Below are 23,676 nucleotides of genomic sequence, written 5' to 3'. Positions count from 1 at the left end.
CTTTGCCCATGTCGAGCAACAAGAACAGGAGAACAGATGACACAAGAGAACCCGGCCGCGCTGGACCAGTTTTTTAACGGACTGACCGAAGCCAACCAGAAGTGGATGCAGCAGTTTGTCAATGCGGTATCCGGCACCCAGGCCCAAGGTATGGACATGGCCCAGCTGACCCAGAACTGGCAGCAAATGATGACGGGGGCCAACCAGTTCATCGAGATGCAGACCAATCTGTACCAGCAGCAGCTGAATATGTGGATGCAGTTTCTGGGACAAGCCGCGCCGGCCGACGAAGCGGGCAAAAGCAGCGACCGCCGCTTTTCATCCCCGGAGTGGAACGACCATCCCTTCTACGGCTTTATCAAGCAAAGCTATCTGCTGACCTCCAAATGGATGACCGAACTGGTCGACAAATCGCAGATGGCGGAAGATGAAAAAGAAAAGCTGGCTTTCGCTACCCGCCAGTATATCGATGCCATGGCACCGACCAACTTCATGCTGACCAACCCCGAGGTGATCAAGCGCGCGATCGAGACCAAGGGCGAGAGTCTGGTCGAGGGCATGAAGAACATGATGTCCGATATCGAAAAAGGCCATATTTCGATGTCGGACGAGAGCAAGTTTGAAATCGGCGTCAATATTGCCACCACGCCGGGCAAGGTGGTCTTTCGCAACGAACTGATCGAGCTGATCCAGTACACGCCGACCACGGCCAAGGTTCATGAAAAGCCGCTGCTGATCGTGCCACCTTGCGTCAACAAGTACTATCTGATGGATTTGCAGCCGGAAAACTCCATGGTGCGCCACTTTGTGGCCCAGGGTTACCGCGTCTTCCTGGTTTCCTGGCGCTCGGCCAATGTGGAGATGAAACACTTCACCTGGGACACCTATCTGGAAAAAGGCATCTTTGCCGCCACCGATGTGGTGCGCGAAATCAGCAAGCAGGACAGCATCAACGCACTGGGCTTCTGTATCGGCGGCGTACTGCTGACCACGGCACTGGCCGTGATGAAAGCCAAGGGCATCAAGACCATAGACAACGCCATTTTCATGACCAGCCTGATCGACCACGCCGAGCCGGGCGAAGTCAAAGTCATGATCGACGAAAAGCTGGTCACCAAGCGCGAAGCCAAGGCAGCACAAGGCGGCATCATCAGCGGCAAGGAAATCGGCCGTACCTTTGCCTCCTTGCGCGCCAACGATCTGATCTGGAACTATGTAGTCAACAACTACATGCTGGGCAAGACCCCGCCACCGTTCGACCTTTTGTACTGGAACAACGATTCGGTCGATCTGCCGCTGCCTATGCACACCTTCTTCCTGCGCGAGTTCTACCTCAATAACGCGCTGACCCGTCCCGGCTCCATCACCCTTCTGGGCGAGAAAGTCGACGTAGGCAGCATCGATATTCCGGTCTATATCTTTGCCGCACGTGAAGACCATATCGTCCCGTGGCAATCCGCCTATGCCGGCCTGCCCTATCTCAGGGGCGTGGCGGAAAAACGCTTCGTACTGGGCGCCTCCGGCCACATCGCCGGCGCCATCAACCCGGTCACCAAGGACAAGCGCAACTACTGGGTGAACGACAACCTGGCTCAAGATGCACAAGCCTGGTTCGATTCGGCCCAAAGCCTGCCGGGCAGCTGGTGGAAAGATCTGGATGCCTGGCTGGCACCGAAATCCGGTGAAGACATTGCCACGCCTAAAACACTGGGCAGCAAGGCCAACCCGGCACAAGAAGACGCACCGGGCAACTATGTCAAGGCCAAGAGCCTGAAACCGCTGGATGCCCAGTTGCAGCACTAAGCATCAAACCCTGCGCCTCACCCGGGCGCAGGGCGCAAGCCCCACCCGACGAAAATAATGGAGAATCCTATGCAAGAAGTCGTGATCGTTGCTGCAAAACGTACCGCCATCGGCAATTTTGCCGGTTCGCTGTCCAAGGTATCCGCCCCTGAGCTTGGCGCAACCGTGATCAAGGCGCTGCTGGAAGAAACCGGCGTTGCCGCCGAGCAGGTATCCGAAGTCATTCTGGGCCAGGTCCTCACCGCCGGCGCAGGCCAGAACCCGGCACGCCAGGCACTGATCAAGGCCGGCCTGCCGGTCACCACCCCGGCCACCACCTTGAACGTCGTATGCGGCTCCGGTCTGCGCGCCACCCATCTGGCAGCTCAGGCCATTGCCAATGGCGATGCCGAGATCGTCATCGCTGGCGGTCAGGAAAACATGAGCCAAAGCCCGCACATTCTGCCGGGCTCTCGCGACGGTTTCCGCATGGGCAATACCCAGCTGGTGGACACCATGGTGTTCGACGGTCTGACCGACGCCTACAACCACTACCATATGGGCATCACCGCCGAGAATATCGCCGAGCGCTACAGCATCAGCCGCGAAGAGCAGGACCAGCTGGCGCTGTCCTCGCAAAACCGTGCCGAAGCCGCGCAAGCTGCCGGCAAGTTTGACGCCGAAATCGTACCTGTCCTGATTCCGCAGAAAAAAGGCGACCCTGTCGCTTTCGCCCGTGACGAATTTATCAAGGCCGGCTCCACCGCCGACAGCATCGCCAAGCCGCGCGCCGCCTTTAAAAAGGATGGCACCGTCACCGCCGCCAACGCCTCGGGCCTGAACGATGGCGCCGCTGCGGTGATGATGATGTCGGCCGCCAAGGCCAAAGAGCTGGGTCTGACCCCGCTGGCCACCGTACGCAGCTACGCGCTGACCGGCTGCGCACCGGAAGTGATGGGTCTGGGCCCGGTTGCCGCTACGCGCAAGGCGCTGGCCAAGGCCGGCTGGGCGATTGAGGATTTGGACCTGATCGAAGCCAACGAAGCCTTCGCCGCACAGGCGCTGGGCGTGGCACGCGAGCTGGAGTGGGATCTGGCCAAGGTCAACGTCAACGGCGGTGCCATTGCACTGGGCCACCCGATCGGCGCATCCGGCGCCCGCGTTCTGGTGACCTTGCTGCATGAAATGCAGCGCAGCGATGCTAAAAAAGGTCTTGCCACGCTGTGCATCGGCGGCGGCATGGGCGTTGCGCTGGCAGTCGAGCGCGCTTAAATCCGCTTGAATCCGGCCTGCACCAAACGCAGGCCGGATTTTTATTTGCCTAGCTACCTTCCCTTCTACACGAACCACAATAATGCCCTACCGAACGGCCACCCCAGACGATGCGCCCGCCATTGCCAGCTTGCTCAACCGCGCTTACCGTCCGGCTAAGGGGCTGGCAGGCTGGACTCACGAAAGCCATCTGGTGCAGGGCGAGCGCGCCAACACCGCACAAGTTGCGGCCGTGCTAGCTTCCCGCGCTAGCACCATCCTGCGGCTGGAACAGGACGGCGAGCTGATCGCCTGCATCCAGGCCGAGCGCGACGGCGACGACGTGCATTTCGGCATGTTTGCCGTCACACCGGCAAAGCAAGCTGGCGGACTGGGAAAAACGCTGCTCGCTGCTGCCGAAGTATGGGCTAGAGAACAATGGCACAGCCGCCGCGCACTCATGAGTGTGATCATCGCGCGCACCGAACTGACCGATTTTTACCTGCGCCGCGGCTATCGCCGCACCAGCCAGATGCTGCCCTATCCGCAGGGCGCCGGCGTCGGCACTCCTTTTCAGGCAGAGCTGCCGCTGACGGTACTGGCCAAGACGCTTCAATCGAATCAGGACACACATGCATGAGCGCCATCTCCATACGTCGCGCACAGCCGGAAGATGCAGCCCCGTTGCACGCTATCTATAGCGAGGAGGCCGTCTACGCAGAGACCCTGCAACTGCCCTACCCTTCCATCGCGCTATGGGAACAGCGCCTCAACACCGATGATGCGCACCATTACCGGCTGCTTGCCGAACGCGCGGGCGAGGTACTCGGCTTCATCAGCCTGAATCTCGATGCCCAGCCGCGGCGCAGCCATAGTGCCAGCATCGGCATCACCGTGCGGCGTAGCGCCCAGGACACGGGGGTAGGCTCGGCACTACTGGCGGCCGCCATCGATCTGGCCGAAAACTGGCTGCGCATCAGCCGCATCGAATTGACGGTGTATGCCGACAACACTCGTGCGCTGGCGCTATACGAAAAATTCGGCTTTGAGACGGAAGGCCGCGCCCGCGACTATGCTTTTCGCCGTGGGGTCTACATAGATGCCTTTTTCATGGCACGCGTACGCCGCTGATTGCCCTATTTCCTCAGCTTATGGGAACTCGGGCTACAATTGGAACTCTGTCACCCTATCCATATGCAATAGAGAAACCGCAATGCGCCCTATTTTCCTCTCCATCCTGATCGCCCTGCCACTATTGGGTGCCTGCAGCGGCGAGCAGACCACCCAGTTGCAACAAGCGGCATCCAGTGCCATCGGTGCACTGGACAGCAATGACAAGCAGTCACTGGACCAGCTGAAAAACCAGGCCAGTGCCGCCATCGGCGATGCCAAGCAACAACTGAAGGACAGCAGTGCGCCTTTGGGGCAACTCAAGCAGCAAGCCAGTGCCGCCATCGGCGTTGCCCAGCGTCTGGGTAATGCTGCCGCCATCCTCAACCCCGAGCTGAAACAGCAGGTTGACGAACTCAAGCAGCAAGCCTCTACCGTGAAAGAAGCGGCTGCGGTGCTACAAAGCAAGTAAAGCCAATCATCTGTTTAACGACGGCAGCCTGCAGGCTGCCGTTTTTATTGGCTATGCCCGAATTGCGCATAGGTTTTTATAGCATGTGCTACACGCTATCCATGCGTCAGCCACCCTTCCCCGTTAGGCTCGCGCCGGTGAAAAAGACGCTGGCGAGGTCTTAAGCTGGCCCCTGGTTGAGCGATTCGACGCTAGCGAATCGCGAGTTGGCCAGCGCCTCGACAGCGTCTTTTTCGCCGGGGTTTCGCTAGACTTCGGGGGCGCTGGGGATGCAAGGGGCCGGGCGCGTCCGGCCCCTGCCCGCATGCCGCGCGGAAGCGGCAAGCTAAATTGATCCGCGTAGCGGACGCAAAACTCAAAATCCACCAGCACCAACGCGTCATAGGGAAATGGCCTGTTCGTTGCCACCCACTATTCCAACGCGTGATCGGCGAAGCGCTCGGCAATCGCCTGGAACTCGTCTTCACAGGCGGTAAAAGCCTCGACTATCTCGGGGTCGAAGTGGTGTCCGGCGCCATTGACGATAATGCCGCGAGCCACCGCATGCGGCAGCCCGGTCTTGTAGACGCGCCGGCTGATCAGCGCGTCGTAGACATCGGCCAAAGCCATCAGCCGTGCCGATAACGGAATCGCTTCACCCGCCAAGCCTTGCGGATAGCCCGAACCATCCCATTTTTCCTGATGCGAATAGGCGATTTCCTTGGCGCACTGCAAGAAAGGCACGCGCATGCCCAAACGCTCCTCGGCATGCACGATGGCATCCCGACCCAGCGTCGTGTGCTGCTGCATCGTAGCGAACTCAGCCGGCGTCAAACGGTCGGGCTTGAGCAAAATGGCATCGGGAATGCCGACCTTGCCAATATCGTGCAGCGGTGCCGACTTGAACAAAATATCGATCATGCCCGCGTCCAGCAAGGCGCTATAGCGCGAATGGCGCGCCAGTTCTGTGGCCAGCGCCTTGACGTAAAACTGGGTACGGCGGATATGGCCGCCAGTCTCGTTGTCGCGCGTTTCCGCCAGGCTGGCCATCGCATGAATGGCGACATCCTGGATCGCCTGTACTTCGGCCGTACGCTTTTGCACCTCCTGCTCGAGAAAGGCATTCTGGTCACGCAAAAAATCGGCGGATGCCTTGAGTAACAGATGGGTGGCCACCCGCGCCAGCACAATGGGCGGGCTGATGGGTTTGGTGATGTAATCGACCGCGCCCAGTTCGAAGCCGCGCGTTTCATCCTCCTGCCGTGACAAAGCAGTGAGAAAAATCACCGGAATATCGCGCGTCGCCGGGTTGGCCTTAAGCCGGGTGCACACTTCGTAGCCGTCTATCTGCGGCATCATGATATCGAGCAGCACCAGTTGCGGTTGCGGCGTGGCACTTGCAATCTGCAAGGCTTTTTCGCCGCTGGTTGCCAGCTTGACACGATAATGCGGCTGTAACAGCTCGCTCATCAACAACAGATTGTCCGGCGTATCATCGACCACCAATACCAGTGCGCGCGTATCGTCTTCACCCCTTGCTTGCATGTTTTTCCCCGTAAGCACTAACCAGACGACGCAGACAACGCCCCGCCTCGTCAAAATCAAAATTCGCCAGCGCAGCCGCCACCTGATCGACCCCGCTGCCCAATGACTGGCGCAACTGTGGTGCCAGCGCAGTAAATTCGCCGCGCGCTGAAGCGTCGCTGCCCTCTATCAAATCCAGCAAAGACGCGAGCGTGGCTTCATCCAGTGGCGCTGCCGCTGCTGCGGGGAGGGTGCTAGCCACATCAGGCAAGGCACCGGCCAGATGGGTGCACAGCGCGGCCAAAGAATCGGTAAACGCCGGTAACGCGCTCTCGCCCGCACCGTTTTCGATGGCGCTTTCCAGTTGCGTGGCCGCCTCTTGCAAAGCGACCGCCCCCAGATTCCCCGCCACACCACGCAGGCTATGCGCATGCAAACGCGCACGGCTGGCATCGCCCTGCAGCAGCGCCTGCGCGATTTCACCGGCGGCGCCGGCTTCTGCATCGACAAAGCGGCGCAACAGATCCAGATACAGCGCGCTATTGCCGCCACAGCGTCGCAAACCGTCCTGCGGCGAAAATCCCTCATAAGCAGCCAGCGGCAGTTGTGCCGGACGCGGCGCAAGCCAATGACTCAGCGTGGCATACAAGCTGGCCGGCTCAATCGGCTTGGCGATATGGTCATTCATGCCGGCGGCCAGACACTGTGCCTTGTCTGTCGCCATAGCACTGGCGGTCATCGCCAGAATGGGCAGCTGCGCCATGCCGGGCAAGGCGCGGATGGCACGCGTGGCGGCCATACCGTCCATGACCGGCATCTGCATATCCATCAGCACCAGATCGAATGGTGCCTGCTGCACACGCGCAAGCGCCTGGGCGCCATCCCCCACCACCTCGACCACAGCGCCAACGCGCGCCAGCAATTCGGCGGCCACTTGCTGATTAAGCACATTGTCTTCGGCCAGCAAAATACGCGCGCCGGCCAGTGTTTTGGCCGTATCGTCCCCCTCCCGGGGCATCGCATCCGGCATACCCGACACCGCACGCCCAAGCCAGACCCGCGCCCAGAAGGTGCTACCCACACCTTCGCGGCTGTCGACGCCGACTTCGCCCTCCATCAAAGCGGCCAGACGATGCGAGATCGCCAGCCCAAGACCGGTGCCGCCATACTGGCGCGTAGTCGATACATCGGCCTGCTCGAAAGGCTGGAACAGGCGCGCGCGCGCATCTTCACTCAGGCCGATGCCGGTATCGCTGACCGATAGCAGCAGCGCCACCTTGTCGCCCTGCTCGCCATCCAGATGCACATGGATCACCACCTCGCCACTGGGGGTGAATTTGATCGCATTGCCGGTGTAATTGATCAGGATCTGTCCCAGACGCAAAGGGTCACCCAGCAGCACCGCCGGCACATCGGGCGCCACATCCAGACGCAAGTCCAGATGCTTGCTTTGGGCGCGCTCGCCCAGCAGATTCAGCACATTGTCCAGCACCGATGCCAGCGTGAACGGCACGGACTCCAGCACCAGCTTGCCGGACTCGACGCGGGAAAAATCGAGGATGTCGTTAATAATGGCCAGAAGATGGCGGCTGGACAGCGCGATCTTGTCCAGATAGTCGCGCTGGCGCGCAGAAAGCTCGGTCCCCAGCGCCAGATGGGTCATGCCGATAATGGCATTCATCGGGGTGCGGATTTCATGACTCATATTGGCCAGAAAATCGGCCTTGGCCCGCGCCGAATCGCGCGCCGCCTCGCGTGCGCTCACCAGGTCATTCACATCGACATTGACGCCGATGGCACGCAGCGGTAGCCCGGCACCGTCGCGGATAATGCGCGCATTCACATGCAGCCAGTGCGCCTCCCCCGAGGGCAGCAAGATACGCCAGTCGTCTTCGAAATTGCTCTCTCCTCCCTCCAGCGCACTGACAAAGTGGCGCATGGCTTCATCCCGGTCGGCAGGATGCAGCAAGGCCTGCCATGCGGCGAGCGTGCCGGAAAAGGTGCCCGGCGCCAGGCCGAACATCCGCTCCAGTTGCGGTGTCCAGTAGTTGTGGCCACTGGCCAGATCCAGGTCGAACACCCCGACCCGCCCGGCTTCCTGCGCCAGCGCCAGACGCTCGTTGGCCTGACGCAAACAGGCTTCCATTTGCTTGCGCTCGCTGATGTCGACAAAAGTGCCCACCAGACCGCCGGGTTTGCCGTCGCTGCGCGCAAAGCCCGATACCCAGTACAGGGTGTCGTGTAACTGGCCGTCGGCATAGGGCATGGCGACTTCTGTCTGCAACTGGCCCAGCGTGCTGATCATTTCTTCATCTTCGCGCTGGTAACGCAGCCGGTCGGCCTCGGGCAGAAAATCCAGCTCCAGCACGCGCTTGCCCACCAGATCGGCGCGCAAAACGCCGAATGCCTGTTCATAAGCGCGGTTAAAGCCGAGAAAACGGCTGTCTTCACCCTTGTAAAACAAGGGGTAAGGAATGGTATCGAGCAAAGCGCTCTGAAATGCCAGCTGGTCATCCAGCCGGATGCGCGCCTGATGCTCGGCGCTGACGTCACGCACCGCCACACACACCACGCCCTTCTGCCCGCCCAGTTGCGGCAGGCGGCTCAAGCCCAGCTCGGCGCTAAAGCGGCTGCCATCCATGCGCCGGGCGGGCAAATCCCGCCCCAGCACGGCCGAGCCGGCTTCGCTGCTCAAGCGCGCATAGAGCACGCCATATTCATCGCCCAGCAAGCTGGCTAGCTTGGTGCCAATCAGGCTGCCATCGGTACAGGCAAACAAGGCATGTGCACGCGGGTTGGCCAGCGTTACTTTTTGTTCCTCGTCCAGCACCAGCATACCGTCAGGCGCGGCCTCGATCAGGCTGCGATACCATGCTTCCGTCTGGCCAAGCTGTACTTGCTGTGCCTGCAGCGCTGCCGTCTGCTGCTCCAGCCGCTTTGCCTGCTGCTGCGTCGCCTCCAGCAGATAGCGCGATTTTTGCACCCGCTCGAGGATTTCCAGATTCAGCGCCAGCAATGGCAACAAGGCATCCAGCAAGACTTGCTGGCGCACATTCAACTCAGAGAGCAGCGACAACTCCAGCACCGCCAGCAGGCGCTGGTTCAGACAGACCGGCAATATCCGCACTTGAGCGGGATGCATGGCACCGGCTGCCCAGACGATGCGCCCTTCGGATGGCAGGCTCAAGGTCAGCGGCTCACGATCCAGCGCGCACTGGCCGACCAGCCCCTCGCCATAGGCCAGCCGGTTTTTTACTGCGCCATCCGCCGCGCGCCCGTAAGTCCCCACCAGAGTCAGTGCCTGCCTGTTTTCCCGATGCAGATACAAGAGCGCGCCCCCCAGCCCCAGCAAGGGTGCAAGACGGGCCAGCATGCGCTGCGCCAGTTCGCTCAGGCTGGCCGACTGCTGCATCTCGCTGGCAATATGCGCCGTTTCCACCTTGACCCAGCGCTGCAACTCCATCACCCGGTAGACATCACGCAAACGGGCCAGATGCCGCGCCAGCACCCCGCTTTCATTTTGCAAGCTCAGCGCCGGAATCGGCGTATCCAGTCGCGCGTCGGCAATGGCCGCCATGGCCTGGGTCAAGGCATCCAGCGGCCGGCGTATCGCCCGCGTCACCCACCATGCGCAGCCCAGCAACAAAACCGCCGCCAGCACAAACCAGAGCAAGGTTGCACGGACTTCTTGCTGGTAATTCTGCATCATGCCACGCCAGGTCTCGCTGGCGCGCACATCACCCAGGCGGCGGATTTCACCCAGCGTGTCATCCAGTTGCTGCTCGGGGCTTTGTGGTGAAACCAGCAAGGTCAGCGCCCAGGCTTCATCGCTGCGCCCGCGCTCGGCCAGCGCCAGCACCGTTCCTCTTTGCGCCATAAACTGTTCGAACTGCACGATCGCCGATTTTGCCAGTACCGGAACGGTGTGGGCCTGCTGATCTAAACTACCCAATGCCTGCAAGCTCGCGAGTACGCGCGCATCGCTGCGTATCAGCGCTTGCTGCAAGCTCGCGCGCATGGCGGCATCCGGTTCCATAATGATGTCGCGTAACAGGCGTCGCCCCAAGAGCACCTCGTAGCGCGCCTCGGCCGACAATTGTGTACTGCGATAAACCTGCTGATAAAAATCATCCGACAGGCGTGCCATATGTGCAAGACGCGGCAAGGCGGTCAGGCTTGCGCCGGCCAGAATCAGCAAGGCGACGCAAGCGAAGGCAAGCATGTATTGCCAGATCGTGCGGTTGGCGGAAAAACGCTGCAGGGCTGGCCACATACTGGGGAAGTCCATATCAGAGAAGCAGAAGTCCTTCCTTTATAGGAAAAAATGCCATTCAAAACTATAAAACAAGGCAAAACAACAAAAGGCATAGCAAACATGAGCGCATCACTGGATGAGCTATTACTGCGTATCCGCGCCTGTCGCGTCTGTGAGCCATTTCTGCCGCTGGGTCCGCACCCGGTAGTTCAGGCAGCATCCGGTGCGCGCATCCTGATTGCCGGACAGGCACCGGGACTGAAAGTACACCAAAGCGGGATTGCATTTGACGACGCCTCGGGCGAGCGCCTGCGAGGCTGGATGGGCATCCCGCGCGCGCTGTTTTATCAGGCCGACAAAATCGCCATAGCGCCGATGGGGTTTTGCTATCCGGGCAAGCAAGGAAACGCCGATGCTCCGCCCCGAGCGGAGTGCGCGCCCTTATGGCGCAGGGCGCTGCTTGAGCAGCTGGACAGCATCCAGTTGACGCTGGTCATCGGCCGTTATGCCCAAGTCTGGCATTTGGACGGTAAACAAAGCCTGACCGAGGCTACGCAGGCTTGGCGCGACCATACGCCGGGGCTGTTTGTCCTGCCCCACCCCAGCCCGCGCAACCGGCCCTGGCTTGCCCGCAACCCCTGGTTCGAAGCCGAGGTGGTGCCGGTGCTACGCCAGACCGTCGCACGGGTACTGGCGGCGTAAGCGGGCACTGCAAATAAAGCGCGGACAATGCTTGCGTATTGGATACAGGCTCTTTAAAGTGCATTCGATTATTTGCGAGCGCGCACTTGCACCTAAAAAAGCGCAAACAACAATAAACGGAGATATTTATGGCTATCAGCGTGTTTGACCTGTTCAAAATCGGCATCGGCCCGTCCAGCTCCCACACCGTGGGTCCGATGCGCGCGGCGCGCACCTTTGTCGGGCGCTTGCAGCGCGACAAGCTCCTGGCGCGTACCGCCATGGTCAAGGCCGAAATGTTCGGCTCGCTAGGTGCCACCGGCAAGGGGCACGGCTCGGATATCGCTGTCCTGCTGGGATTGTCCGGTGAAGAACCGCAGCTGATAGACCCGGACACGGTACCGGCCAAGCTGGCCCGCATCCGAGACGGCAAGCAGATCAATCTGATGGGCAAGCATCCGGTGCGTTTTATCGAAGATGAACACCTGATCCTGCACAAAAAAGCCAGTCTGCCCTACCACCCGAACGGAATGACATTCGAAGCCTTCGACAATCAGGGCGTCTTGCTGTCCAAGCGCGCCTATTACTCGGTCGGTGGCGGTTTTGTGGTGGACGAGGCGGCTATCGATGCCGGCTTCACCCCGCCGGGCGCTGCCAGCCTGACCCATCCGTTTAGCAGCGGTGCCGAATTGCTGGCGCTATGCAAAACCCACAATAAATCGATCAGCCAGATCATGCTGGAGAACGAACTGGCCTGGCGTGACGAAGCCACCATACGCGCCGAGCTATTGAAAATCTGGCAGGTGATGCAAGCCTGCGTGATCAAGGGCTGCGAGCGTGAAGGCATCTTGCCTGGCGGCATGAAGGTACAGCGCCGCGCCGCTGCCTTGCACCGCCAGTTACTGGCGGCTCCCGAGGCCGCACTGCGCGACCCTTTGACGGTACTGGACTGGGTCAATCTGTATGCATTGGCCGTCAATGAAGAAAACGCCGGCGGCGGGCGCGTGGTAACCGCCCCGACCAATGGCGCCGCCGGCATTATCCCGGCCGTGATGCACTACTATGCGCGCTTCGTACCCGGTGCCAACGACGACGGTATCGTGCGCTTTTTGCTGACTGCGGGTGCCATCGGCATCCTGTTCAAACTGAATGCCTCAATCTCGGGCGCCGAAGTCGGCTGTCAGGGCGAAGTCGGCTCGGCCTGCTCGATGGCAGCCGGCGCGCTGGCCGAAGCCCTTGGCGGCACGCCGGAACAGGTGGAAAACGCCGCCGAAATCGGCATGGAACATAATCTGGGGCTGACCTGCGACCCGGTGGGCGGACTGGTACAAGTGCCGTGCATAGAACGCAATGCCATGGCCTCGGTCAAGGCGATCAACGCCGCACGCATGGCGCTCAGGGGGGACGGCAAGCACTTTATCTCGCTGGATCGCGTGATCCGCACCATGCGCGACACCGGTGCCGATATGAACAGCAAGTACAAGGAGACCGCGCGTGGCGGCCTCGCCATCCACTTTATCGAGCTGCCGGTGAATATTGTCGAGTGTTAAGCCGCAACAGGGCTTGACGAACGAGCCGGTGGACTTTATAGTGCGGCCTGTCGCTGCATCACACCGCAGCGGATACGGGGGTATAGCTCAGTTGGTAGAGCGCTTGCATGGCATGCAAGAGGTCAGCGGTTCGATCCCGCTTACCTCCACCAGAATTCAAAAAGCCGAAGCGGATGCTTCGGCTTTTTTGCGTCCGGCAAGCCTCACTTGGCCGCAAGCCACACAGGCATTAAGATGGCGTCATCCATATTGCGGTGCCACGCCATGCCCTACTCCATCCTGTTCGTCGAAGACGATGCCGAACTGGCCGAACTGATTGCCAGCTTTCTTGCCCGCCACGACTTGAATGTACAGATAGAAGCACGCGGCGACACGGCACTGGCCGCCATTGCCGCCGCCCAGCCGGACCTGGTACTGCTGGACATTATGTTGCCCGGCAAAGACGGCTTAAGCATCTGCCGCGAATTGCGCCCGGTCTTTGACGGCCCCATCGTGCTGCTGACTTCGCTGGATAGCGATATCAACCAGATTATGGGACTGGAACTGGGTGCCAACGATTACATTCTCAAGACCACCCCGCCCTCCGTTCTGCTGGCCCGCCTGCGTAACCATCTGCGTCATGCACGCGGCAGCACGGCAAGCACCCCAGCACCATCCGGCAGCCCCGGCCATCGCCGGCTGGGCTTCGGCCAGCTACTGATAGACCCGCTCAGTCGCGATGTCAGGCTGGACGGACACAGTATTGTCCTTTCCACCTCGGAGTTTGATCTGCTATTGCAACTGGCCCAGCATGCCGGCAGCCCGCTTAGCCGGGAAACCCTGCTGCAGGCGACACGCGGCGTAGGCTACGATGGTCTGGATCGCAGCATCGATGTTGCCATCTCGCGCCTGCGCAAAAAACTGGGTGACAATCCGGACGAACCGTTTCGCATCAAAACGGTGCGCAACAAGGGCTATTTATTTGTTCCTTCGAGCTGGTAAACCATGCGCAAGCTTTTTATCCAGTTCTACCTGTTGTTGATAGGCTGCTTTCTCACCGCAGTCGTACTGGTCGGCTCCATTTACGAGCAGGCGGTCGATAAGGTCGGCGACCGCTACCTGACCGACTTGCTCTCTACCTCCTTGTCGCTGATCAATACAGAACTAAAGGGCGTCCCGCCAGACAGATGGCAAGCCACACTGGCTGTCACCGATCACCCGCTATCGTTTCCGGTCAGGATAGAGCGCATCGGCAACTACGCGCTGGGGCAGAGTGAACTGAATGAACTGGCCGCCGGCAATATCGTCATGCTGGAAGACGACTCGCTGTTTTTACAAAGCCTGCCGGACCCGGGCTATGTACTGGTTGCCGGGCCTTTGCGTTATTTGTTGTTTTTACATCAGCTCAAATGGCTGGACTATGCGCTGATCGCCTTTATTGCACTGTCGCTGGCCGTGCCGGTCTTTTTATGGATGTACCCGCACTGGCGCGACCTGAATGCACTGGAAAACGCGGCCCGGCGCATGGCGCACGACAGGCAGGATGCCCATGTCTCGCTGCGTCCGCACTCCGGTGTCTGGCGTTTGGGGCAGGCATTCAACCGCATGGTCGACCATATCAATACCCTGCTTGCCAGCAAAAAAATGCTGACCGATGCCGTGGCCCATGAACTGCGTACCCCGCTTGCCCGCCTGCGCTACCGCCTGGCGCTGCTGGACGATGACAGCCAGAGCAAGGTGTATCGCGCCATGGAGCAGGACCTCGACCAGATTGATGCCCTGATAGACGAATTGCTGCTGCATGCCCGTCTGGATCAGCCCCAGCACCAGATACAAAACCAGACACTGGATGCCGTGCCCTGGCTGCGCATGCACATGACCGATATTCAAGCGCTGGCGCCGGATCTTGCCTGGCAACTGGCCACAGATGCCCACACCCCCATGCAGATAGAAGCCGACCCCCATCTATTGGGACGCGCGCTGGACAATCTGCTGGTCAATGCCAGCCGCCATGCCCATAGCCAAATCCGGCTGCAGCTACAGGAGAGCACAGACAGTTGGACCATCATCGTCGAAGATGACGGCCCGGGTATCGCAAAGGCCGACCGCGAGCGCGTCTTCGAGCCCTTTGTCAGGCTGGATGCCAGCCGCAGCCGCCACACCGGCGGGCACGGACTGGGTCTGGCCATCACGGCTGGCATTGCCAAAGCCCACGGCGGACAGATACACATCGACACCAGCGTCTTGGGCGGGGCGCGTTTCAGCCTGAGCTGGCCACGCAGCGACAAATTACAAATGGTTACAAAGCGTCACCAATCACATACAGACGACATACCTCTCTCTCCGTAAGATACAACACATGGAAACGCCGCAATCCTGCGGTCGCAACCGATTACCGCCACTCGTCTCAGGAGAGATCAACATGAAAAAACTGTCCGTACTCGCTATTGCTGCCGCTTTCGGTCTGGCCTCCACCGCCGGCTTCGCCAGCGAAACCAAAGCCGCAGCCGCACCGGTTGTTGCCGCCAAAGCTGCAGCGCCTGCCGCCAGCGCCAAGCCAGTTGCCCTGAAAAAAGCCGCCAAGCCAGCCGCCAAGCCAGTAGTCGAGCAAAAAGCTCAGGCTGCCAAAAAGAAAGTCGTTAAAAAAGCCGCCGCCCCAGCAGCGGACAAGGCCGTAGAACAGAAGGCTCAGGCCGCCAAGAAAAAAGCCGTTAAAAAAGCTGCACCTGCCGCCGACAAGGCCGTAGAGCAGAAGGCTCAGACCGCCAAGAAAAAAGCCGCCAAGCCAGCTGACAAAGCAGCCGCTTCCGCTGCCAAGTAATACCTGAGTGTGGTGATGTAATAAACAGGGTGCTGCGGCACCCTGTTTCTTTTGGCAGAAGCTTTGATGAAACGCTTGTTGTTTTTACTGGCTACGCTTGCCCTGCATGCGGCCTACGCGGATAGCGCCAAGCAGCAGCGCACCTTGTTTTTCGGCAAGGATGACCGGGTCAAAATCCGCCCGCACGCCCAGCCCTGGCGCGCCATCGGCCAGATAGAAACCGCCTCCGGCCAGATCTGCACCGGCAGCCTGATCGCAGCCGACCTGATACTCACCGCCGGCCATTGTTTTTTGAATGAAGATGGCAAACTGGATGCCGCCACCCTGTTCAGTCTGGCACTGGATGGAGAACAGGCCACCATCCGTGTGCGTCCCGCCCGCGTTTATGTTGAACAGCGTCTGTTTGACGGCATCAAGATCCGCGCAGATGGCATGATCATCGCCCCCGAAGTGGCCGCCTTTGATTACGCTTTTGTCAGCTTGGCGCAGCCCTTACCCCAAAAATTTAAACCGCTGCCGGTATTTCAAGGATCAGGCCGGACACTACGCGATGCCTTGCAACGCAAGCATTGGCGCGTCTCGCAAGCCGGTTATCCGATAGACGACGACAGCCACTTAAGCGCACACCTGAACTGCCGTGTAACAGCCCAGTTTGCTGATGGCCGCCTCGGCCATCAATGCGACACCCTGCCCGGCGACAGCGGCTCTCCGCTTCTGCTTATCCATGGCAAGTACGCTGAAATCATCGCTATCCAGAGCTCTGCTCCCGATGCCGCCAATCGCGCACAGGCCGACAATATGGCGCTCAGCACCCCGGCCTGGCAAACAGCGCTAAAACGACTACAAAATCAGCGGCGCTAAACGCAAAAAACCCCGCTATATGCGGGGTTCTCGCGGCAAAAGGGGATGCTTAACCACAAGCACCCACATGGCCGCAGGCGGTGCAGAACTCACAGCCGTCTTTCTTGATCAGCGCATGGTTGCCACACTCAGGGCAAGCCTTGCCTGCCAGCTGTTTCATCGTACTGCCGGCTTCGGCCACAAACAGATCGCTCTGCTCGGGTACCATCACGCCCATTTCTTCGACCGGCACACCTTCTTCGGTCAGAATGCCCAGCATGGCAAAGCGGTGGATCAGCAGACGCGCCACATAGGCGATGGTCGATGGCCAGCTCTGCGACTTGTCCAGCCCCGGAATACGGGCAAAGAAATCGCCCTGCGCTTCGGCGTACGACATCAGTTTACGCAGCTTCATGCCTATCCAGGCCGGATCGATGACGCGCATATCGAGGCTGAGCATCTTGCACAGACCATCGAATTCGCTCGGATAGTTGCCTGCCAGCCACATCGAGTAAGGACGGCGCTGGCCGTTAGGCAAGACCAGTTCCTTCACGAACAGCACAAAGTCGTCGCCGGTTTGCGGATTGACGATATCGACCGACCAGCTCATGGTGCCGTCGGTGCCGGACTTGGGCTCTTTGCGGGCAAACAGCGCATCCATCACCGGTGTCGAATCACCAGCTTCGGCCTCCAGCGCCCCCAACTGCATGACGCGATGCTGTACCACCTGCCCCAGTGCTGCCGAAGCCGAGGTGGCGTAAATCATTTTCTCGCCCAGCTCGAAGGCATAACGCTTGTCGCCGCTGGTACGTGCCAGTACATCCAGCTTGGCAGCCAGCCAGGCGCGGTCGCGGCAACGCATATCCATGGACAGGGTTTTGGCAATCGCGCCCAGGCCACGCTGCTCTTCGGTCGCATTCACCCAGCACTCGAACGGGCTGCTACGGCCATTTTCTACATGGCCGACTACCACTGCAAAGTTGCCGGATGCGCCTTCGACCATATAGGTCCACGACGGATTGCCCTCTTTCATTTTCGGGCGGTGCGGCCACTTGAGCGAAGCCAGTGCCGGGCTAGGCGCGGTATTCAGCGTAATGCGGCGATCCGGATCCCCATCCTGGCTCGCCGACAGATCTTGCGGCGTTTCCTTGGTTGGCTCAACCGACAACACCGAACCGATCACGCTGTTCGGGCGATAGGTGGTGATGCCCTTGAGGCCGGCCTTCCAGGCCTCGAGATAAAGGCTCTCGAAGTCAGAAAACGGATAGTCGACCGGTACGTTGACGGTCTTGGAAATCGCGGTATCGATAAATGGCGCAACAGCCGCCACCATCTGCATATGATCCAGCGCACCCATGCTCATGGCCGAGACGAAATAGTCCGGCAGCTTGTCGGTGTCGCCACCCAGCATGCGGTAAACGCGGTAGGCGTGGTCTTCGACTACATAGTCCTGGGTGCTGCCGTCGGCCATGCGCTTCTTGCGGGTATAGAACCACGAGAATGGCGGTTCGATGCCGTTGGAGGCGTTGTCGGCAAAGGCCAGCGAAATGGTGCCGGTCGGCGCAATCGACAGCAGGTGCGAGTTGCGGATACCGTGCTTCTTGATGCGCGCCTTGATGGCCTCGGGCAGGCGGCTGGCGCAATGCGGTGCGGCCAGATACTTGTCGGCATCGAATAGCGGGAAGGCACCCTTTTCGATCGCCAGGTCAACCGATGCGTCGTAAGCGGCATCGCGCATCGCTTCGGAAATCTTGGCGGCAAAACGGCGGCCTTCGGCGCTGTCGTAACGCACCTTGAGCATGATCAGCGCGTCACCCAGGCCGGTGAAGCCCAGCCCGACGCGACGCTTGGATTGCGCCTCGTTTTCCTGCTCCTTGAGTGGCCAGACGGTCAAATCGAGTACGTTATCCAGCATGCGCACCGCCATGCGCACCACTTTTTCGAAGGCCTTGAAATCAAACGATGGCTTGTCGCCGAACGGCTGGCGCACGTATTTGCACAGGTTGACCGAACCCAGATCGCAGCAACCATAATCCGGCAACGGCTGTTCGCCGCACGGGTTGGTCGACTCGATCACTTCGCAGTAGCTGAGGTTGTTGTCCTGATTGATCTTGGACATAAACAGCACGCCCGGCTCGGCATGGTCATAGGTGGAAACCATGATCTGGTTCCACAGGTCGCGCGCACGCACGGTGCGATACACCCACAGGCCGTCTTCGCGCTGATAGTTGCCGGGGAAGGCATCGGAGGCGGGCTCGACCGCATGGGTCAGCGCCCACTCGCTGTCGGCATCCACAGCCTGCATAAAGGCATCGGACACACCGACCGAGATATTGAAATTCTTCAGGTCGCCCTGGTCTTTGGCATGGATAAAGTCTTCGATATCCGGGTGGCTGACATCCAGCACGCCCATCTGTGCGCCACGGCGGGCGCCTGCCGATTCCACCGTCTCGCAGCTGCGGTCAAACACACGCATATACGATACCGGGCCGGAGGCGCGGCTATTGGTTCCCTTGACGCGCGCACCTTTGGGGCGAATGCGCGAAAAGTTGTAACCGACCCCGCCACCACGGCGCATGGTCTCGGCCGCCTGCAACAGGGCCTCGTAAATGCCGACCTTGCCCAGTTGCGGCTCGGAGACCGAGTCACCTACCGGCTGCACAAAACAGTTGATCAGCGTGGCCTTGAGATCGGTGCCGGCGGCGGAGTTGATGCGCCCACCCGGGATAAAACCATTATCCAGTGCTTCGAAAAACAGCAGCTCGAAACGGGCAGGCTCTTTTTCCAGCTGTGCCAGTGCGCGCGCCACACGCTGACGCACCTGGCTAACCGAGGTCTCGCCGCTCTTGGCGTACTTCTCCAGCAACACTTCACGCGAGATGTCCTGCTCAGCCATCAAGGCCACATTTTCCTGTTTCACTGCTACCCCTCCCATTCACCCGCAATATCAATATATACGCACTCGGCGCGCAGTATGACACAAGCTGTTGATGATTTAAACGTTGACAAACCGCTCAAAACAACCATCACCAACGATTCATTCCGGCCGCCAAACTTCGGCAAGGGCGCGAGTCTCGCGCAAAGCCCAAGCGACCGCAAGGGAAAACCCGGTGGAAAAACTGTGGGTAAAACAAGACACTGCCCGCCTGTCCCAGCCATGCCGCGCCATAGCTGGAATAGGCGGGGAAAACGACTGACTACGATGACGAGTCTATCTATAAAAAAACTGCCGCCAAATCGCCATGACATGTAGGATTGATCTGATAAACACATCACACCCTCTCCTGACACAGGATTCTTAAGCCATGGATTTTCTGACCACTGATCTGTACGACGCTAACGAAGGCCGGGTACAGGTTATGCAACCTTTATTGCAAAGCTACGGCGGCCGCCCACGCTTTTTTGGGCAAATCGTCACCCTCAAGCTGTTCGAGGACAACACGCTGGTGCGCGAAGTGCTCGGCACGCCAGGCTTGGGCAAGGTACTCGTAATAGACGGCGGCGGTTCGCTGCGCTGCGCGCTTTTGGGCGACCAGATCGCAGAGCTGGCGGTTAAGAATCAGTGGGAAGGCGTGGTAATCTGGGGCTGTATCCGCGACTCGGTCGCCATCAATCAGCTCGACATCGGCGTGCGCGCTCTGGCAACGAACCCGAAAAAATCGGTCAAGCGCGGCGAAGGCCAGCAAAACCTGCTGCTTAGCTTCGGAGATGTCACCTTCACACCGGGAGAATGGCTGTACGCCGATGAAGACGGCGTCTTGTTGTCAGCCGTGCAGCTACAGTAAGCGGCAACTCCGCCACGCAACAACGGCCGCTTGTGCGGCCGTTGATTGGGTAAGATCGGGCAAGACTTAATCCAGGCCCAGCATGTCCTTCGCCAGCGCTTCGGCGACCTTGATGCCATCGACACCAGCCGACAGGATGCCGCCGGCGTAGCCTGCGCCCTCACCCGCCGGATACAGACCCTTGACGTTCATGCTTTGCAGCACTTCATTACGCTTGATGCGCAAGGGACTGGACGTACGCGTCTCCACCCCGGTCAGCACCGCATCATTCATATCATAACCACGGATCTTCTTGGCAAAAGCAGGGATCGCCTCGCGCATCGCTTCAATCGCATAGCCGGGCAAGGCGCTGGCAAGATCGGTCGGCGTCACCCCCGGCTGATAAGACGGCGTGACCGAGCCCAGCGCGGTCGATGCCCGGCCGGCGATAAAATCGCCCACCAGTTGCGCCGGCGCATTGTAGTTGCTGCCGCCCAGCACATAGGCACGCGATTCCAGATCACGCTGCAAGCGCATGCCGGCCAAGGGATCGGTTCCCGGAAAATCCTTAGGCTCGATATTAACCACCAGACCGGCGTTGGCGTTACGCTCGGCACGCGAATACTGGCTCATGCCATTGGTCACCACGCGCCCCGGCTCGCTGGTGGCGGCCACCACCTGCCCGCCCGGGCACATGCAGAAACTATATACCGCACGCCCATTGCTGGCCTGATGCACCAGTTTGTAATCGGCAGCGCCCAGCATTTCGTGGCCGGCGTATTTGCCCCAGCGCACTTCGTCGATCAGTTTTTGCGGGTGTTCGATGCGGAAACCGACGGCAAACGGCTTTTGCTCCAGATAGACGCCACGTTCATGCAGCATTTCGAAGGTATCGCGCGCACTGTGGCCCAGCGCCAGCACGATATGGCGCGAGGCAATCTCGTCGCCGTTTTCCAGACGCAGGCCACGCACCTGCTTATTGCCATCCGCCATCTCGTCCAGCAGCAAGTCGCTGACCTTGGACTGGAAACGGATCTCGCCACCCAGACGCTCGATTTCGGCGCGCATCTTTTCAACCATGCTCACCAGGCGGAAGGTGCCGATATGCGGGCGGTTGACATAGATAATCTCGTCCGGCGCGCCAAAACGCACAAACTCCTCCAGCACCTTGCGCCCCAGATGGCGCGGGTCCTTGATCTGGCTATAGAGCTTGCCATCTGAAAATGTACCGGCGCCGCCCTCACCAAACTGCACATTCGACTCGGGGTTAAGCTTGTTATTGCGCCACAGACCCCAGGTATCCTTGGTGCGCTCGCGCACCTTTTTGCCGCGCTCAAGCACCACAGGCTTGAAACCCATCTGCGCCAGTACCAGTGCGGCAAAAATACCGCATGGGCCAAAGCCGACCACAACAGGGCGCTCGGCCAAATCTTCCGGCGCCTGGCCGACAAACTGGTAGCGCATATCCGGCGTCATGCCCACATGCGTGTCTTTGGCGAATTTTTTCAGCAGGCGCTCTTCGCCGGTCACCGTGATATCGACGGTGTAGGTTAATGCCATTACCGAGCGGCGCGCATCGAAGCTGCGCTTGTAAACGATAAAATCCTGCACATCGCCTGCGGGCACGCCCAAGCGGGCAATAATGGCGTCACGCAAGGCGTGTTCGGGATGGTCAAGGGGAAGCTTGATTTCAGACAATCGCAACATGGGGAATCGGGGTCCTGGGCTGGGCGCACACTACGGCGCAGAAGCCATTACAAATCAACAAGGTGCGCATTGTAAGAGAGGCGGCGCTTTCGCGGTAGCCGCCGAAGGGAAAAAACCCGTGCGCAAAGCCGCACTCAAAGCGCCTGACGCCGCGCTTTGCGCCGCTGCCAGGCCCAGGCCGAACTCAAGCGCCACAATGTGCTGACCGCCAGATAGACCAGAGGTGCCAGCACCAAGGCAATCAACACCAGCCCCAATAGCAAAGGCTTACCCACACCGCTCAGATCCGACCACCAGCTGGCGTCGCCGCTAAAAGACACCCCGGCCCCGCCCTCGCCACCAAGCAAAAAATTGCCCAGACGATAGGCCAGATAATAGATAGGCGCGAAGGTCAGCGGATTGGTCACCAGCGTAGACAAAGCCGCCGCCGCCACATTGGCACGCAGGGCAATGGCCGCCATCACCGCCAGAATTATCTGGGCGAACGGGGTCAACAGGCCGAAAAATACGCCCAGCGCCATACCCAGCGCCACGCTGTGACGGCTCAGATACCATAACTGTTCCCGCCCAAGCCAGGGCGCAAGCCAGCCCAAGCCTTTGCGCTGGCGCAGGCTTTGCGCATCAGGCAACAGACGGCGCAACTGTTTTTTCACGAACACACTCCGCTCTCAACGAAAAACAAGGTGACAAACACGGCAAGCAGCGCTCAAGGTTTTTGTGCGGCAGCCAATCCCTGACACGGGTCTTCTCTAGGCGTGGCTGCTACTGCGATAGCCAGATCATACTCCGAAGCGGACTGCCCCTGCTCGATAAAGCCCACCACCCACAAGGGCACAGACTCAGGCAACCAGCGCGGCACGCCCATTGCCCGCCCTACATGGCCATTACCGGCGATCAGCACCGCCCCCTGACTACGGTGCTGCAACAATGTGTCCGCCAGCACCACATCACGCGCCACCTGTGCGCGCACCATGGCCGGCATGGCCTTGGCCGGCAGCATGCCGCAGTGCCCCTGATCCAGCGCTTGGCGCTGATGATCTTCCAGCACCGCCGGCAAGGGCTGATCAAGCCGGTAGCGCTGGCGTGTTGCCTCATCCAGCACGGCCGCGTAACCGTTTTTCATGATCTTGCGTGCATCAGTACGCGACAGATTGCCCGCAATCAGCGGCAACTGGTATTGCTGTGCCAAGGCCAGCAAGGGTTGATACAAGGCCCAATCCCAGCCTTCTCCGCCGGCCTGCCGTGCAATACATGCGGCATCCAGCTTGCAGTACTGGCGCGCCGCATCCAGCTCTGCCTGCCGTTCGCGATCGAACATTTCCATCACCAGCGCCGGGCGCCAGCCCGAACGCAGGGCTGCCTTGAGCAATGCCAGCCTTTGCGCGTGACCATCGGGGCTGTCATGCACCTCACCCAGCAGCACCACATGGTCAGCACGCATCCAGACATCAGCCTGCCGGCCAAGTTCGTCTGCGCACGCCGGCAAAGCACACAACAGGCCCAGCAGCGCAAACCAGCAACGATTCAGATTCAACATGCCCCCCTAAAAATTCGCTCCAGACTCACACGATACAGACGGGCAAGCCATGCGCCAATGCCCGCCACCAGGCAAGGGCAAGGCACCATGCAAACAGGACATCCTGATGATGCCCTGTTGATGGGAAAGTGCCTGCGCCCAAGCGCTGGGCATGTACAATTCAGCCGCACAGGCTCACATTTTTTCCTTTACATCATCCGCCGCCTTAGTCACCCCCTGACCTGCCGCCTTCACATCCTGCCCCATGCCGGCCATGGTATTGCAGGCCGCGAGTAAAAGCGTCGTCAAAATCACGGCAGCGGCCGTTTTGATTCCCTGTTTCATCTTAATCCTCCTGAGATGTGAGATCACCGACGGGTGATGCCCTCAGGATAGGCTCTCGATCATGCGTTTGCCGATGAGTCGCTGCACCACCTTGGGTTTG

At 59.9% G+C, this 23,676-nt stretch carries 19 protein-coding genes and 1 tRNA gene; 13 read left to right on the top strand and 7 right to left on the bottom strand.

Annotated features, from left to right (window positions below):
• The first annotated feature begins 36 nt into the window (after positions 1-36).
• The 5 genes from GQF02_RS04635 (at position 37) to GQF02_RS04615 (ending at position 4,615) form a co-directional block, all read left to right on the top strand.
• Positions 37-1,803, top strand: a complete 1,767-nt coding sequence (locus GQF02_RS04635) for a PHA/PHB synthase family protein (protein ID WP_160795191.1) — start codon at positions 37-39, stop codon at positions 1,801-1,803.
• Between the two features lie 69 nt (positions 1,804-1,872).
• Complete coding sequence (locus GQF02_RS04630; protein WP_160795189.1) at positions 1,873-3,054, top strand: acetyl-CoA C-acetyltransferase; 1,182 nt, start codon at positions 1,873-1,875, stop codon at positions 3,052-3,054.
• Between the two features lie 82 nt (positions 3,055-3,136).
• The gene (locus tag GQF02_RS04625; RefSeq protein WP_160795187.1) at positions 3,137-3,673 is read left to right on the top strand and encodes a GNAT family N-acetyltransferase; all 537 of its coding nucleotides are present in this window, start codon (positions 3,137-3,139) and stop codon (positions 3,671-3,673) included.
• Complete coding sequence (locus GQF02_RS04620) at positions 3,670-4,164, top strand: GNAT family N-acetyltransferase (protein WP_160795185.1); 495 nt, start codon at positions 3,670-3,672, stop codon at positions 4,162-4,164. Before GQF02_RS04625 ends, GQF02_RS04620 begins: the two co-directional genes overlap by 4 nt.
• A gap of 82 nt (positions 4,165-4,246) precedes the next feature.
• On the top strand, positions 4,247-4,615 hold the full coding sequence (locus GQF02_RS04615; RefSeq protein ID WP_160795183.1) for a hypothetical protein: 369 nt from the start codon (positions 4,247-4,249) through the stop codon (positions 4,613-4,615).
• Positions 4,616-5,026: 411 nt separating this feature from the next.
• On the opposite strand, the gene GQF02_RS04610 is transcribed toward GQF02_RS04615, so the two are convergent.
• Together GQF02_RS04610 and GQF02_RS04605 are read right to left on the bottom strand one after the other, a co-directional pair.
• Positions 5,027-6,139, bottom strand: a complete 1,113-nt coding sequence (locus GQF02_RS04610; protein WP_160795181.1) for a response regulator — start codon at positions 6,137-6,139, stop codon at positions 5,027-5,029.
• Entirely contained in the window at positions 6,123-10,391 is a 4,269-nt protein-coding gene (locus tag GQF02_RS04605; RefSeq protein ID WP_160795179.1) for a PAS domain S-box protein, read from the bottom strand. The genes GQF02_RS04610 and GQF02_RS04605 overlap by 17 nt, the downstream gene beginning before the upstream one ends.
• Positions 10,392-10,493: 102 nt before the next feature.
• Between GQF02_RS04605 and GQF02_RS04600 the strand changes: the two genes are divergently transcribed.
• The 7 genes from GQF02_RS04600 (at position 10,494) to GQF02_RS04570 (ending at position 16,265) form a co-directional block, all read left to right on the top strand.
• Positions 10,494-11,075: a uracil-DNA glycosylase family protein gene (locus tag GQF02_RS04600; protein WP_160795177.1), complete on the top strand. Its 582-nt coding sequence runs from the start codon at positions 10,494-10,496 to the stop codon at positions 11,073-11,075.
• 128 nt (positions 11,076-11,203) lie between these two features.
• A complete protein-coding gene (locus GQF02_RS04595; protein WP_124735363.1) occupies positions 11,204-12,604 on the top strand; it encodes an L-serine ammonia-lyase in 1,401 nt (466 codons plus the stop codon).
• 76 nt (positions 12,605-12,680) lie between these two features.
• Positions 12,681-12,756 (top strand) — tRNA-Ala (locus tag GQF02_RS04590).
• Positions 12,757-12,868: 112 nt separating this feature from the next.
• On the top strand, positions 12,869-13,585 hold the full coding sequence (gene rstA, locus GQF02_RS04585) for a two-component system response regulator RstA (RefSeq protein ID WP_124736395.1): 717 nt from the start codon (positions 12,869-12,871) through the stop codon (positions 13,583-13,585).
• A gap of 3 nt (positions 13,586-13,588) precedes the next feature.
• On the top strand, positions 13,589-14,932 hold the full coding sequence (gene rstB / locus GQF02_RS04580) for a two-component system sensor histidine kinase RstB (protein ID WP_160795175.1): 1,344 nt from the start codon (positions 13,589-13,591) through the stop codon (positions 14,930-14,932).
• A gap of 73 nt (positions 14,933-15,005) precedes the next feature.
• Positions 15,006-15,404: an acid-shock protein gene (locus tag GQF02_RS04575; RefSeq protein ID WP_160795173.1), complete on the top strand. Its 399-nt coding sequence runs from the start codon at positions 15,006-15,008 to the stop codon at positions 15,402-15,404.
• A 66-nt stretch (positions 15,405-15,470) separates the two neighbouring features.
• Positions 15,471-16,265 carry a trypsin-like serine peptidase gene (locus GQF02_RS04570; RefSeq protein ID WP_160795171.1) on the top strand — a complete coding sequence of 265 codons (795 nt, stop codon included), beginning with the start codon at positions 15,471-15,473 and terminating at the stop codon, positions 16,263-16,265.
• Between the two features lie 49 nt (positions 16,266-16,314).
• Here the strand turns inward: GQF02_RS04570 and GQF02_RS04565 are convergent, their stop codons facing one another.
• A complete protein-coding gene (locus GQF02_RS04565; RefSeq protein ID WP_160795169.1) occupies positions 16,315-19,164 on the bottom strand; it encodes an adenosylcobalamin-dependent ribonucleoside-diphosphate reductase in 2,850 nt (949 codons plus the stop codon).
• A 385-nt stretch (positions 19,165-19,549) separates the two neighbouring features.
• Between GQF02_RS04565 and rraA the strand changes: the two genes are divergently transcribed.
• Positions 19,550-20,029: a ribonuclease E activity regulator RraA gene (rraA, locus tag GQF02_RS04560; protein WP_160795167.1), complete on the top strand. Its 480-nt coding sequence runs from the start codon at positions 19,550-19,552 to the stop codon at positions 20,027-20,029.
• 66 nt (positions 20,030-20,095) lie between these two features.
• On the opposite strand, the gene GQF02_RS04555 is transcribed toward rraA, so the two are convergent.
• From GQF02_RS04555 to GQF02_RS04540, 4 genes are all read right to left on the bottom strand, one after another.
• Positions 20,096-21,715 carry an NAD(P)/FAD-dependent oxidoreductase gene (locus GQF02_RS04555; RefSeq protein WP_160795165.1) on the bottom strand — a complete coding sequence of 540 codons (1,620 nt, stop codon included), beginning with the start codon at positions 21,713-21,715 and terminating at the stop codon, positions 20,096-20,098.
• Positions 21,716-21,849: 134 nt separating this feature from the next.
• Positions 21,850-22,368 carry a DUF2062 domain-containing protein gene (locus GQF02_RS04550; protein WP_124736402.1) on the bottom strand — a complete coding sequence of 173 codons (519 nt, stop codon included), beginning with the start codon at positions 22,366-22,368 and terminating at the stop codon, positions 21,850-21,852.
• A 53-nt stretch (positions 22,369-22,421) separates the two neighbouring features.
• Positions 22,422-23,252, bottom strand: a complete 831-nt coding sequence (locus tag GQF02_RS04545; RefSeq protein ID WP_160795163.1) for a ChaN family lipoprotein — start codon at positions 23,250-23,252, stop codon at positions 22,422-22,424.
• 174 nt (positions 23,253-23,426) lie between these two features.
• The gene (locus GQF02_RS04540; protein WP_220789336.1) at positions 23,427-23,576 is read right to left on the bottom strand and encodes an entericidin A/B family lipoprotein; all 150 of its coding nucleotides are present in this window, start codon (positions 23,574-23,576) and stop codon (positions 23,427-23,429) included.
• Positions 23,577-23,676 lie beyond the last annotated feature (100 nt).

Origin of the sequence: Craterilacuibacter sinensis, from assembly GCF_009831765.1 — a bacterium.
Lineage (GTDB): Bacteria > Pseudomonadota > Gammaproteobacteria > Burkholderiales > Chromobacteriaceae > Craterilacuibacter > Craterilacuibacter sinensis.
The sequence above is the reverse complement of the archived record's forward strand: the minus strand, read 5'-3'. Positions and strand labels throughout refer to the sequence as shown.

What these genes read in the sequence shown, in the direction of transcription:
- GQF02_RS04635 (WP_160795191.1), top strand. Translation starts at nt 37, where the DNA reads ATGACACAAGAGAACCCGGCCGCGCTGGACCAGTTTTTTAACGGACTG.
- GQF02_RS04630 (WP_160795189.1), top strand. Translation starts at nt 1,873, where the DNA reads ATGCAAGAAGTCGTGATCGTTGCTGCAAAACGTACCGCCATCGGCAAT.
- GQF02_RS04625 (WP_160795187.1), top strand. Translation starts at nt 3,137, where the DNA reads ATGCCCTACCGAACGGCCACCCCAGACGATGCGCCCGCCATTGCCAGC.
- GQF02_RS04620 (WP_160795185.1), top strand. Translation starts at nt 3,670, where the DNA reads ATGAGCGCCATCTCCATACGTCGCGCACAGCCGGAAGATGCAGCCCCG.
- GQF02_RS04615 (WP_160795183.1), top strand. Translation starts at nt 4,247, where the DNA reads ATGCGCCCTATTTTCCTCTCCATCCTGATCGCCCTGCCACTATTGGGT.
- GQF02_RS04610 (WP_160795181.1), bottom strand. Translation starts at nt 6,139, where the DNA reads ATGCAAGCAAGGGGTGAAGACGATACGCGCGCACTGGTATTGGTGGTC.
- GQF02_RS04605 (WP_160795179.1), bottom strand. Translation starts at nt 10,391, where the DNA reads ATGTGGCCAGCCCTGCAGCGTTTTTCCGCCAACCGCACGATCTGGCAA.
- GQF02_RS04600 (WP_160795177.1), top strand. Translation starts at nt 10,494, where the DNA reads ATGAGCGCATCACTGGATGAGCTATTACTGCGTATCCGCGCCTGTCGC.
- GQF02_RS04595 (WP_124735363.1), top strand. Translation starts at nt 11,204, where the DNA reads ATGGCTATCAGCGTGTTTGACCTGTTCAAAATCGGCATCGGCCCGTCC.
- rstA (WP_124736395.1), top strand. Translation starts at nt 12,869, where the DNA reads ATGCCCTACTCCATCCTGTTCGTCGAAGACGATGCCGAACTGGCCGAA.
- rstB (WP_160795175.1), top strand. Translation starts at nt 13,589, where the DNA reads ATGCGCAAGCTTTTTATCCAGTTCTACCTGTTGTTGATAGGCTGCTTT.
- GQF02_RS04575 (WP_160795173.1), top strand. Translation starts at nt 15,006, where the DNA reads ATGAAAAAACTGTCCGTACTCGCTATTGCTGCCGCTTTCGGTCTGGCC.
- GQF02_RS04570 (WP_160795171.1), top strand. Translation starts at nt 15,471, where the DNA reads ATGAAACGCTTGTTGTTTTTACTGGCTACGCTTGCCCTGCATGCGGCC.
- rraA (WP_160795167.1), top strand. Translation starts at nt 19,550, where the DNA reads ATGGATTTTCTGACCACTGATCTGTACGACGCTAACGAAGGCCGGGTA.
- GQF02_RS04555 (WP_160795165.1), bottom strand. Translation starts at nt 21,715, where the DNA reads ATGTTGCGATTGTCTGAAATCAAGCTTCCCCTTGACCATCCCGAACAC.
- GQF02_RS04545 (WP_160795163.1), bottom strand. Translation starts at nt 23,252, where the DNA reads ATGTTGAATCTGAATCGTTGCTGGTTTGCGCTGCTGGGCCTGTTGTGT.
- GQF02_RS04540 (WP_220789336.1), bottom strand. Translation starts at nt 23,576, where the DNA reads ATGAAACAGGGAATCAAAACGGCCGCTGCCGTGATTTTGACGACGCTT.